The organism is Roseovarius sp. (assembly GCF_040219995.1).
Taxonomy (GTDB): domain Bacteria; phylum Pseudomonadota; class Alphaproteobacteria; order Rhodobacterales; family Rhodobacteraceae; genus Roseovarius.
In genome coordinates this window covers 113,586-125,211 of the sequence record NZ_JAVJUC010000016.1, presented here as the reverse complement: position 1 = coordinate 125,211, position 11,626 = coordinate 113,586, and the positions used below count along the sequence as shown (strand labels likewise).

Annotated in this window: 14 protein-coding genes; 7 read left to right on the top strand and 7 right to left on the bottom strand. The window is 64.8% G+C overall.

The genetic code is table 11. The features are described from left to right. Window positions 1-200: 200 nt before the first annotated feature. From pcaD to RID11_RS09850, 4 genes are read right to left on the bottom strand one after another with little or no spacing between them, the layout of a single operon-like run. Window positions 201-1,007 (bottom strand): 3-oxoadipate enol-lactonase, encoded by an 807-nt coding sequence (pcaD, locus tag RID11_RS09865; protein ID WP_350138328.1) that lies wholly within the window; start codon window positions 1,005-1,007, stop codon window positions 201-203. Window positions 1,008-1,017: 10 nt separating this feature from the next. After that, entirely contained in the window at window positions 1,018-1,992 is a 975-nt protein-coding gene (locus RID11_RS09860) for a threonine ammonia-lyase (protein WP_350138325.1), read from the bottom strand. Beyond that, complete coding sequence (locus tag RID11_RS09855; RefSeq protein ID WP_350138323.1) at window positions 1,989-2,822, bottom strand: alpha/beta fold hydrolase; 834 nt, start codon at window positions 2,820-2,822, stop codon at window positions 1,989-1,991. Before RID11_RS09855 ends, RID11_RS09860 begins: the two co-directional genes overlap by 4 nt. Beyond that, window positions 2,822-3,508 (bottom strand): haloacid dehalogenase type II, encoded by a 687-nt coding sequence (locus RID11_RS09850; RefSeq protein ID WP_350138321.1) that lies wholly within the window; start codon window positions 3,506-3,508, stop codon window positions 2,822-2,824. The genes RID11_RS09855 and RID11_RS09850 overlap by 1 nt, the downstream gene beginning before the upstream one ends. A 225-nt stretch (window positions 3,509-3,733) precedes the next feature. On the opposite strand from RID11_RS09850, the gene RID11_RS09845 reads away from it, so the two are divergent. Beyond that, window positions 3,734-4,162, top strand: coding sequence for an FKBP-type peptidyl-prolyl cis-trans isomerase (locus tag RID11_RS09845; RefSeq protein WP_350138317.1), 429 nt, complete (start codon window positions 3,734-3,736; stop codon window positions 4,160-4,162). Between the two features lie 349 nt (window positions 4,163-4,511). After that, complete coding sequence (locus tag RID11_RS09840; protein ID WP_350138315.1) at window positions 4,512-5,120, top strand: hypothetical protein; 609 nt, start codon at window positions 4,512-4,514, stop codon at window positions 5,118-5,120. Between the two features lie 33 nt (window positions 5,121-5,153). On the opposite strand, the gene yecR is transcribed toward RID11_RS09840, so the two are convergent. Together yecR and irrA are read right to left on the bottom strand one after the other, a co-directional pair. Next, a complete protein-coding gene (gene yecR, locus RID11_RS09835) occupies window positions 5,154-5,471 on the bottom strand; it encodes a YecR family lipoprotein (RefSeq protein WP_350138313.1) in 318 nt (105 codons plus the stop codon). Between the two features lie 133 nt (window positions 5,472-5,604). Next, on the bottom strand, window positions 5,605-6,027 hold the full coding sequence (gene irrA / locus RID11_RS09830) for an iron response transcriptional regulator IrrA (protein WP_350138310.1): 423 nt from the start codon (window positions 6,025-6,027) through the stop codon (window positions 5,605-5,607). A gap of 182 nt (window positions 6,028-6,209) precedes the next feature. Between irrA and fabA the strand changes: the two genes are divergently transcribed. The 5 genes from fabA (at window position 6,210) to RID11_RS09805 (ending at window position 10,467) form a co-directional block, all read left to right on the top strand. Further along, window positions 6,210-6,719, top strand: coding sequence for a bifunctional 3-hydroxydecanoyl-ACP dehydratase/trans-2-decenoyl-ACP isomerase (fabA, locus tag RID11_RS09825; RefSeq protein ID WP_350138307.1), 510 nt, complete (start codon window positions 6,210-6,212; stop codon window positions 6,717-6,719). A gap of 26 nt (window positions 6,720-6,745) precedes the next feature. After that, window positions 6,746-7,975: a beta-ketoacyl-ACP synthase I gene (fabB, locus tag RID11_RS09820; RefSeq protein WP_350138304.1), complete on the top strand. Its 1,230-nt coding sequence runs from the start codon at window positions 6,746-6,748 to the stop codon at window positions 7,973-7,975. A 7-nt stretch (window positions 7,976-7,982) separates the two neighbouring features. After that, the gene (locus RID11_RS09815) at window positions 7,983-8,774 is read left to right on the top strand and encodes an enoyl-ACP reductase FabI (protein WP_350138302.1); all 792 of its coding nucleotides are present in this window, start codon (window positions 7,983-7,985) and stop codon (window positions 8,772-8,774) included. 47 nt (window positions 8,775-8,821) lie between these two features. Continuing rightward, window positions 8,822-9,079 (top strand): hypothetical protein, encoded by a 258-nt coding sequence (locus RID11_RS09810; protein WP_350138300.1) that lies wholly within the window; start codon window positions 8,822-8,824, stop codon window positions 9,077-9,079. 89 nt (window positions 9,080-9,168) lie between these two features. Next, a complete protein-coding gene (locus tag RID11_RS09805) occupies window positions 9,169-10,467 on the top strand; it encodes a glycine cleavage T C-terminal barrel domain-containing protein (protein ID WP_350138297.1) in 1,299 nt (432 codons plus the stop codon). Between the two features lie 275 nt (window positions 10,468-10,742). On the opposite strand, the gene RID11_RS09800 is transcribed toward RID11_RS09805, so the two are convergent. Continuing rightward, window positions 10,743-11,618, bottom strand: coding sequence for a hypothetical protein (locus RID11_RS09800; protein WP_350138295.1), 876 nt, complete (start codon window positions 11,616-11,618; stop codon window positions 10,743-10,745). Window positions 11,619-11,626: the final 8 nt, after the last annotated feature.

Below are 11,626 nucleotides of genomic sequence, written 5' to 3'. Positions count from 1 at the left end.
TGATCGCAGGGCCGGGGACTGGCGATGCGACGGGTGTGGCGGGTACTTTATGTCAGCCAAGTCATCGAAGTATCGACACGTGGCGCAACCCCTCAAATCGCCAGGCCGCGGGACGGCCAGGCGATCGCGCGGCACCTTCGGTGCGTTTCGCGCGGGATGCGGCAACGGCAGTTTCAGACCATTAATCCCCCACACTAGCGCTATGGTGCCGCTGTACGAAGATGCCCCGTGGCGGTGATGAACTCCGCAAGGCAGGCGGCATAATTGGCGGGCGCGTCGACGGGCGGCACATGGCCGGTGCCGCGCAGCAGGCGGAATTGTGAGCCGGGAACGAGATCGACGGTTTCGCGCACGAGATCGGGCGGGGTCGAGCCGTCCTCGGACCCCGCGATGCCCAGGGTGGGGATACGCAGCCCGGAGGTGGGGGTGTAGAAATCGGTGCCGGAGATGGCGGCGGCGCAGCCGGCAAAGCCTTCTGGGTCGTGGGCGCAGAGATGCGCGTACCACGGCAGATGATGCCCGGCCGCGACATAGGCGCGGGGGAACCACCGCTCGCAGGAGCCGCGGGCGAGCTCTTTCATCCCGCCGGGGCGGCGGGCGGTGGCGATGCGCTCGGCCCAGATCTCGGGCGTGCCTATCTTGGCGCCGGTATTGGACAGGACCAGCGCGCGGATCAGATCGGGGCGTTTGACAGCCAGCCCCTGCGCCACCATGCCACCGATAGAGAGACCGACGAACACCGCATCGCGCAAGCCAAGATGGTCCACCAGCCGTTCCGCGTCGCGGATCAGCGCGCCCATGGAATAGGGGGCAGGCGGGGTCGAGGATTGCCCATGCCCGCGCGCGTCGTAGCGGACCACGCGCAGGCCGGGCGGCAGCAGCGGCAGGATGTTGTCCCACAGATGCACGCCGGTGCCGAGCGCATGGGCGAGCACGAGGGGCGGGCCTGTCGGGGTGCCCTCGTCGTGGTAGTGGATCGTTACGTCGTCGAACTCTGCGAAAGGCATACTTGCTCCGTCAGGCGAACCGGCTCAGGGCCGTTTGAAACACATCCGCGTCGACATTGCCGCCGGAGATGGTGCAGATCACCGCGTCGCCCTCGATCTCGTCTTGGCGGAAGAGGGCGGCGGCAAGGGCCACCGCGCCGCCCGGTTCTGCCACCAGTTTGAGCCGGGAAAAGGCGAGCGCCATGGCGTGCAGCGCCTCGTCCTCGGAGACGACAAGGCCGGGGCCGCAGAGGCGGTGCATGATGGGAAAGGTGATCTCGCCCGGTTGCGGCGTGACGATGGCGTCGCAAAGGCCGGTCGCGGTCTGCGCGTTGCGCATGATCCGGCCCTCGCTGAGAGAGCGGGTGGCGTCGTCGAAGCCCTCCGGCTCGCAGGGGCGGGCGCGCAGGCCGGGTGCGTCGGCCTCGAGGGCCAGGGCGATGCCCGAGGTGAGGCCGCCGCCGCCGCAGCACACGAGCACATCCGCCGTCTCGATGCCGAGGGCCGCTGCATCCTCGGCGATCTCAAGCCCGGTGGTGCCTTGCCCGGCGATCACCTGCGGCTCGTCATAGGGTTTGATCAAGGTCAGGCCCCGCTCGGCGCTGAGGCGGGCCCCGATGGCATCGCGATCCTCGCCCGAGCGGTCATAAAGCACCACCTCGGCGCCGAGGGCGCTTGTGTTGTCGATCTTCATGCGCGGCGCGTCCCTTGGCATGATGATGACCGACGGCACGCCGAATTCGCTGGCGGCGAGGGCCACGCCCTGCGCGTGGTTGCCCGACGAAAAGGCGATCACGCCATGGGCGCGCAAATCAGCGTCGAGCGCCGAGATGGCCGAGCGCGCGCCGCGATATTTGAAGCTGCCGGTATGTTGCAGGCATTCGGGTTTGATGAACACGCGCCGCCCGGCGATCTCATCCAGAAAGGGCGAGGAGAGCAGTGGCGTGCGCCTTGCATGGCCGGCGAGGCGGGCGGCGGCGCTGCGGATCATGGTGATGTCGGTCATCGGGTCTTGTCCAGTAGGGCGCGGATGGCGGTGAGGGATTGGGTTTCATCGAGAAACGGCACGTGGCCCCGGTCGGGGACGGTGGCGGCGATCATGTCTGGGCGGCGATCCTGCATCTTTTGAAAGGTGTCCTGGCTCAGCAGATCGGAATTGGCCCCCCGGATCGCGGCGAGTGGCAGGCCGTCCAGCGCATCGAAAAGCTGCCAGAGGTCCGGGGCCTCGCCCGCGCCGGCCTGACCGACGAGCGCATCGCGCAGCTTTGGGTCGTAGCGCAGGCCCAGCCCGCCGCCGGGTTTTTGATAGAACATCGCCTCGGCCTGTGCGCGCCAGCGGGCGAGTGGGACGCCGTGAAAGGCGCGCGCGTTGACATGGGCGAGCGCGCCACCGGCGGCGTCGAGATCGGGCAACTCGGGTTCGCGCCCGACGTAATCCATGATCCGCCCGATGCCCTCGTCCGTGACCTCGGGGCCGATATCGTTGAGCACCACGCCTGCGAGCCGGTCATGGGCGGTGTGGCCGAGGGCCATGGCGATGAGCCCGCCGCGTGACGTGCCGATCAGGGTGACGCGGTCGATCCCGAGATGGTCGAGCAATTCAACCGCATCCTGTCCCTCTTGCAGGATGTTGTAGGACATGAAATCGCTTGCATGGTCAGATTGCCCGCGCCCGCGATAATCCATGCAGATCACTCGGCAGCCCGAGAGGTGCGGGGTGAGAAAGCCGAAATCGGCACTGTTGCGGGTGAGGCCCGCAAGGCAGAGCACGGGCTGGCCGTGGCCCGCATCGGTATAGTGGAGCGAGAGCCCGTCGGAGGTGGTGAACTGCGCCATCAGCCGCGCGCCAGATCGGGAATGCCGGAGAGGTCGGTCAGTTGCCGGTTGGGGGCGGCGGGCAGGCGGTCGACCGGGTCGCCCGCGCGGTTGACCCAGACAGTGTTGAAGCCATACCCGGCGGCGGCGCAGGCGTCCCAGCCGTTGGAGGACACAAAGAGCACCTCTTCGGGGGCGCAGCCGAAGCGTTGCCCGACAAGGTCATAGACCACGCGGGCGGGCTTGAAGATACCAACGCTCTCGACCGAAAGCACATCATCGAGGAGCGCGCCGATACCGGCTGATTTCACCGCCCCGTCAAGCATGTCGGGCGCGCCGTTCGACAGGATCGCGGTGTCCTTGCCGGCCTCCTTGAGGGCGGCGAGCATGGCGGGCACTTCGGGGAAGGCCTCCAGTTCCCAGTAAAGTTGCAGCAGGCGTTCGCGCAGTTCTGTGTCGTCACCCAGGCCTTCGGCCTCGAGCGCCCAGTCGAGCCCGTCCTGCGTGACCTGCCAGAAGCCCACATGTTCGCCCATGACGGCGCGCAACCAGGTGTATTGCAATTGCTTCAGGCGCCATTTCTCGGCGATGGCGGGCCAGTGGCGGGCGAAGGTCTCGCGCCCCGGCTCGGACGCGGCACTGCGCGCGGCGGCGGCGACGTCGAAGAGCGTGCCGTAGGCGTCGAAAATGCAGGTCGTGATCGGCATGGTATCCCCTCTTGGGTGATGATGCGGGTGATTTCGCGCGCAGACTGGCATGGACGGGGCGGGGGGGAAAGGCCTGAAGCGCACACGGCAAAGTGAGCGGTCAAGGATCGGTTTGCAAATCTGGCCATGGGCGGTTACGATTCGCGCCAGCCACACAAGCACCCGCGCGATCGGCGCGGCCTTGCAAACTCACGCACTCCCCATACACAACAGATTGGAACAGCCATGACGCAAGTCAAATCGGGCGATACAGTTCGCGTTCATTATACCGGCACTCTGACGGACGGTCAGACCTTCGATTCCAGCGAAGGCCGCGATCCGCTGGAATTCGTGGTCGGGTCGGGCCAGATCATCCCCGGTCTCGATGCCGCGATGGAAGGCATGGCCGTCGGCGAGAAGAAGACGGTCGAAGTGCCCGCCGATCAGGCCTATGGCCACCCCGACCCCAACGCGCAGCAGGCCGTGCCGCGCGCCGAGATCCCCGAGGATATCCCGCTTGATCTGGGCACGCAATTGCAGGTGCAGACGCCGCAGGGGCAGGTGATGCCGGTGACGGTGGTCGACGTGACCGAAGAGCAGGTGATCCTTGACGCCAACCACCCGCTGGCGGGCAAGGATCTGACCTTTGCGATCGAACTGGTGGACATCACCTGATCCCGCTTGCAGGTTTGAACGAGAGCACGCGCCGGGCCTTGGCCCGGCGTGTTGCGTTTTAGGGGGGGAATGCCAAGCATATTGATGCACGCGCGCGAAACGCGGCCCAACGGGCCGCCGCGCATCGTCGCGCCGCCCCCCGGCGCGGCGATTTGGCTGCATCCTGTTCTGTGCTCAGGTCGTTTTCGGATTTGGCTGGCATAAAGCACTGCCAAACCGACGTCGGATCGCCACACCGCGGCGCGACGCTGCGCGGCTGACGCCGAGATCGGTTCAAGGCCACTCGTTGCAGATTCGACGACAAGCCCTCTAGGATGGTCCCGATCGCATCACGCCGAAAGGGCCCGTCATGTCCGCGACCGAAAAGCTTCTGACCCGTATCCGTGAGCTGCAGGACGAGTTGGACGAGGAATTCGCCCGCCGCCGTGATGCGTTTCGCTACGGGTTCGAGAACGGGCGCGTGGTGTTCGAGGCCGAGATGCGCCGCCATCACCGCGAGATGCGGGTGCGCCTATCGACCTTCCTGCGCCAGACCCGGCCGCTGACGGTGATCACCGCGCCGGTGATCTACAGCCTGATCGTGCCCTTCGTGCTGCTCGATCTCTTTGTCACGCTCTATCAGGCCATCTGCTTTCCGGCCTATGGCATCGACAAGGTGCGCCGCGCCGATTTCATCCGCGTGGACCGGCACCACCTTGCCTATCTCAACGCCCTGCAAAAGCTGAACTGCGTCTATTGCGGCTATTGCAACGGGCTGATCGGCTATGTGCAGGAGATCGCGGGCCGGACCGAGGCCTATTGGTGCCCGATCAAGCACGCTGCGCGGGTCGGCACCCATCATGCCTATTACGCGCAATTCGTGGATTATGGCGATGCCGAGGGGTTCGAGGCGGGGCTGGCGGCGTCGCGCCGCCGGATCACGCAGGCCGGGCTATCGGGGATCGCGCCGTCGGAGTAAAGCGGCGCGATCCTTGTTTCAGGACGCAGGTCTTCAACGCATTGCGCATTGATATCTTTGTGTCGCCTGCATGCTATTGCAGGTGCCGTAGTAGCTATCTGTTGCAAGACAGGACTGGCGTGCATCCCCCATCGGCAGGGCATGCGAGAAACCCCATGCATGGCAGCGGTTGGAGGCCTCACGGGAAGATGCGGTCCAGCTGATATCCTCGATCTGCGGGTTGTAGGTCGTGCTCATCTCGAGCAAGCCGTCGCTTCTGCTGCCACCATGGGCCTGCATCGCGACGGGGGTTGGGGCCATGCACCCTGCCAGCAGCGATGCCGCAACAACTGAAACCGGAACAAACTTCATACTTATACCTCCAAGGTTGATTTGCCTTGGAGATGTCGCTGTCAAATGTGGCGGGGTTTGGAAGCGAGGCAGGCTATTTTGGGGTTGTGCACCCTGGGAGTGATTTCCGAGGAGAACACGATGGCGGCTGAGCCTACTGCGCCGTGCGGCGCAGGCGGATCACGACGTCGACCGCGCTGATCTCGGCGCCGTCGGGGGCGGAGGGCAGGCGGGAGATTTCCAGCTCGTCGGCGGGGGCGTCGCTGAGGCGGTTTTCGTCTTCCCAGAAGAAATGCGGGTGGTCATGGGTGTTGGTGTCGAAATAGCTCTTGGAGCCGTCGACCGTCACTTCCTGAATGAGCCCGGCATCGCAGAACGCGCGCAGCGTGTTGTAGACGGTGGCCAGCGACACGCTTTCGCCCTGCGTCTGCACATCGGCAAAGAGGCTTTCTGCGGTGACGTGCCGGTGCTGGCCATCCCCCACGAGAAGACGCGCCAGGGCCACGCGCTGCCGCGTGGGGCGCAGGCCGGCCCCGGAGAGCCAATCGGTCGCCACTGTCGTCGCTTGGGTTGTCATGGATCGCCTTTCCCTTCTTTGCCTGTAATATAGGGCCGCGCCCCCCCCGAGTTCAAACAAAATTCATCTGCCGCGAAACAAGGCCGCAACACTGCGGCAGGCTTGCAAGGGCCTTTTGCCCGGTGTTAGAGGGTTTCAGGACAAGTTCTTTTGCGAAGCAAGCAATGAAAGGGGCCGCCCGAATGGCCGATTATCCAAGCAGTTTCGATCGCGACGATCTGCTGAAATGCGCCCGCGGCGAGCTTTTCGGGCCGGGCAATGCGCAATTGCCCGAACCGCCGATGCTGATGATGGACCGGATCACCGAGGTGTCGGGTGATGGCGGGGCACATGGCAAGGGGCATATCGTGGCCGAATTCGACATCGACCCCGATCTTTGGTTCTTCAAATGTCATTTTCCGGGCAATCCGATCATGCCCGGTTGTCTGGGGCTTGATGGTCTGTGGCAGCTGACCGGTTTCAACCTCGGCTGGCGCGGCTGGCAGGGGCGCGGCTATGCGCTCGGCGTCGGCGAAGTCAAGCTGACGGGCATGGTACGCCCTGACAGAAAGATGCTGACCTATTACGTGGATTTCACAAAGGCGGTGCAGAGCCGTCGTCTCACGATGGGGGTTGCCGATGGCCGGGTTGAGGCCGATGGTGAGGTCATCTATCAGGTCAGCGACATGAAGGTCGCCCTTTCGGAAAACTGATCCGCGCTGAAACAAGGAGAGCGCCTATGCGTCGTGTCGTCGTCACCGGGCTGGGGATCGTATCCAGCATCGGCAACAACGCCGAAGAGGTCCTGACCTCTCTCAGGCAGGGTAAATCGGGGATCACCGCCAACGAGGCGATGGCCGAGCACGGCTTTCGCAGCACGATCGCGGGGGCGATCGATCTCGATGTCGCCGAGCATGTCGACAAGCGCACGCTGCGCTTCATGGGGCCGGGTGCGGCCTATGCGCATATCGCGATGGGGCAGGCGATCGCCGATAGCGGGCTGGAAGAGGCCGATATCGTCAACCCGCGCACCGGTCTGGTCGCGGGCTCGGGCGGGCCGTCGACCTCGGCGATGTTGCAGGCGCATCAGACGGTTCTGAAAAGCGGATCGACCAGGCGCATCGGGCCGTTCGCGGTGCCCAAGACGATGTGCTCGACGATCTCGGCCAATCTGAGCACCGCCTACCGGATCAAGGGCATCAACTATTCGATCACCTCGGCCTGTTCGACCAGCCTGCATTGCATCGGCAATGCCGCCGAGCAGATCATGATGGGCAAGCAGGACGTGATGTTCGCCGGTGGCGGCGAGGAACTGGACTGGACGCTGTCGTGTCTCTTCGACGCGATGGGTGCGATGTCGTCCAAGTACAACGACACGCCGGAGCGCGCGAGCCGCGCCTTTGACGCGGATCGCGACGGGTTCGTGATTTCGGGCGGCGGCGGTATCGTGGTGCTGGAAGATCTCGAGCATGCCAAGGCACGCGGGGCCAAGATCTATGCCGAGGTCACCGGCTACGGTGCCACCTCGGACGGGGCCGACATGGTCGCCCCGTCGGGCGAGGGCGGTGAGCGCGCGATGCGCGTGGCGCTGTCGACGATGGCTGAGGACCGCAAGATCAGCTATATCAACGCGCATGGCACCTCGACCCCCGTGGGCGACGTGGGCGAGGTCGAGGCGGTGCGCCGCATCTTCGGGCATGGCACCACCCCGCCGATCAGTTCCACCAAGTCGATGACCGGTCATTCCCAGGGCGCCACCGGCGCGCAGGAGGCGATCTATTGCCTGCTGGCGCTGGAGCATGATTTCATCATTCCGTCGATCAATGTCGAGACGCTCGACCCTGCGCTGGACGCGGCCGAGATCGCGACCGCCCGGGTGGACGAGGCCGGGCTCGATACGGTGATGACCAATTCCTTCGGCTTCGGCGGCACCAATGGCTGCATGCTGCTGAGCAAGTATCACGGATGACACGCACATGATGAACTCGATGCAGGGCAAGCGCGGCCTGATCATGGGGGTGGCCAATGACCGCTCCATCGCGTGGGGGATCGCCCGGGAAATGCACGCGGCGGGCGCGGAACTGGCGTTTTCCTATCAGGGTGAGAATTTCGCCAAGCGCGTGGCCCCGCTGGCCGAAAGCGTTGGCTCGGACATCCTGCTGGATGTGGATGTGACCGATGACGCCTCGCTCGACGCGGCGTTTGGCGCGCTGGCCGACCGCTGGCCGACGATTGATTTCGTGGTCCATGCCATCGCCTATTCCGACAAGTCGGAACTGACCGGGCGGTTTCTGAATACCAGTCGTCAGAACTTCAAGCATTCGATGGAAATCTCGGCCTATTCCTTTATCGAGGTCGCGCGCCGGGCGCATCCGATGATGCGCGACAATGGCGGCTGTCTGCTGACGCTGACCTATCAGGGGTCGAACAAGGTCGTGCCGAATTACAACATCATGGGTGTGGCCAAGGCCGCGCTTGAGGCGGCGACGCGCTATCTGGCCAATGATCTGGGCCCAGAGGGCATTCGGGTGAACGCGATCAGCCCCGGCCCGATGCGGACGCTGGCGGGGGCGGCCATCGGTGGCGCGCGCAAGACCTTCAAGCATACGGAAATGAACGCGCCGATGCGCGCCAATGCCACGCTGGAGGCGATCGGCGGCACGGCGGTCTATCTGGCATCGGATGCGGGCGCCTGCACCAGCGGCGAGATCATCCATGTGGATTGCGGCTATCACGTTCTGGGCATGCCGCAGGCCGAGAACCTCTGACCGGGCGCCGCCATATTGCTGCCATGCTGTGATGCCACTCTTGCAGCATGTTTGATCGCACTGAATATCTCACGCCTCGACAGGCCCGTTGCCGACAGCGGGCGCAAAGCGCGCGCGGATGGGCGCGGGTGGTCAATCTTGCGCTGGTCGGCTGCTGTCTCGGGGCGATCTGGCAGGAGCCGGAGATTGCGCCGCCGGTGCATGCCGGGATGACGCTGGTGGTTAATAACGTGGCACGGCTGGTGCTCGATCCAGAAACGCAGCGCGCGGCGACCAACAAGGGTGAGGCGGCTTCGGGCGTCTGAGGGGCGGTGACGCCCCGCTTGCCGATCCGTGATCGGGATTTTCGCGCGCGCATGTTGACCGCGCCCCGGGCGATCCCCACGTCAAACCTATGACCTACCAGAACCGCAGCCACCCGAACGTGCCCGGTGTGGATCAGTCGGATCGCACCGTGCCTGCCAATCTGCGCCAATCCGGTCCGACGCCTGTGCAGATGCTGGTCTCGACCCGGGTCAGGAAATCGCCGTTCTGGCACCTGTCGATCGAGGCGGGGGCATGGCGTGCGACGATCTACAACCGGATGTATCATCCGCGCGGCTATGCCCGCCCCGAAGATGGCGGGGCGATGGCCGAGTATCGCGCGCTCGTGAACGGCGTGACGCTGTGGAACGTCGCGGTCGAGCGGCAGATCCGCGTCAAGGGCCCGGATGCCGAGGATTTCGTCAACACCGTCATCACCCGCGACGCCACGCGCATCCGCCCGATGCATGGCAAATACTGCATCCTGTGCAACGAGCAGGGCGGCATCCTCAACGATCCGGTCCTGCTGCGGCTGGCCGAGGACGAGTTCTGGTTCTCGGTCTCGGACAGTGACCTGATGCTGTGGTTGCAAGGGGTGAACACGCCGCGCCGCTGGAATGTGGATATCCGCGAGTTGGACGTCGCCCCGTTGCAGGTGCAGGGGCCGCTCTCGGAAGATCTGATGGCGGACCTGATCGGCGAGGAGTTGCACAAGATTCGCTATTACGGGCTGATGGAGGCGCAGATTGACGGCTGCCCGGTGGTGATCAGTCAGACCGGGTTCAGCGGCGAGAAGGGCTATGAGATTTACGTGCGCGATGCCTCGGAGACGGCCGAGCGCGTCTGGTATGCGCTGCGCGGCATCGGGGCGCGTTACGGGCTGCGGGTGATCGCGCCGGGCCATCACCGCCGGATTGCCGCCGGTATCCTGTCCTGGGGCCAGGACATGGATTCAGAGACCTCGCCGTTTCAGGTCAATCTCGCCTATCAGGTGCCGCGCAAGAAATCCGCCGATTACATCGGTAAGGCGGCGCTGGAGGCGCAGCGCGCCGAGATCGAGGCGGGGCGGTATCCGTTCGCGCTCAAGCTGGTCGGGCTGAAGATGGGCGGTTTGCCGATCACCGATTACGCGCCGGATTTCTGGCTGGTGGGGGATGCCGACGGCGCGCGCTGCGGCTATGTCACCTCGCCGTGGTATTCGCCGGAACTGGAGCAGAACATCGCGCTGGCCTATGTGCCGTGGGACAAGTCCGCCATCGGCACGCGGTTGCAGGTCGAATTGCCGGAGATGTATCAGGAAACCTCTGGCCAATCGGTGGCGGCGGTGGTGTCGGAGGTGCCGTTCGTGACGTCAGAGCATCCGAGCGCGCGCGAGCAGGGGCGCGAATAGCGGGCATCGGATAGTGTTATTGGCCTTGAGCTGCCATCCGATTGAAGCACCTGCGCGAAACGCGGCCGAAGGCCGCCGCGCATCGCCGGGCCGTCCCCCGGCACGGCGATTTGGCTGCAACCTGCTCTGCGCTCTGATGTTTTTCGGATTTGGCTGATATAAAGCGCTACAAAACTGAGGTTGGATCGCCGCACCGCGGCCCGACGATGCGCGGCTCACGGTAACGGCAGATCAAGGCCCCTTGCGGGTTCTTCATGCAACCCGTGCCACCCGCGTCAGAACCACTGGCCCGGCTCCATCAGCCCCAGATCGAGCAATTGCCGCGAGTGCCATTCGAAGGGGATCGAGTTGTGCCAGTGGAACCCGCCGATATCGAAGGTCGAGCCGGGGTTGCGCTTGAGCGCCTTGGCAGTGCGGAATGACACGATGGCGGCCGTGAGGTTGTTGTGCCACGGGCAGGCATAGGTGTTGTATTCCTCGTCCGAGAAGGTGTGGTCGTCGTGCAGGCGCAAGCCCTCTTTGGCGCGAAACAGCGCGATCCGGTCGATCTTGCGACGGGCGGCGGGGATATGCTCCTCGTAGCGCCAGCGCAGCCCGCCGAAGAAATCGAGCTGGCGTTCGCGGGGGTGATTGTGATTGGCCGGGTCGTTGCGGGCAAGCGCGTAATAGCCGGATTTGTCCATATGCGCCTCTTCCAGCGAGACGGCGGTGGGATGGCGGGTGAGATCGCCGGCATAGAGGTCGATCACATAGGTCAGCATCGCGTCGCGCCGTTCCTCGGTGTGAAAGGCCAGGAGTTCGCCGATGGTGCGCGTCTCGCAGAACGGGTAAAAGAGGTATTCGGCGTTGTAGCAGTAATACATCCACAGCCCAGGTGCGGCCTTGGTCACCTTGTCCACCGCCCCGGTCAGACTGTCGCCCGAGGGCAGATCATAGGCGATGCGATGGATGAGCGGGTTCTCGGTGACGTCGGGGGCGAGGCCAAAGCTGTCGGGAGCGAAGAACAGCACCGACTTGAACCCCGAATCGATATGGTGGCGCAGGGTGGAATCAAGCTCCACCTCGTCCTCGGCGAAGACCATCGCGACCGGCCCCTTGGCGAGGGCGGTGCCGGGGGCGGCGAGAAACTCGGTCAGGGTCGGGGCGGTCATAGGCTGCT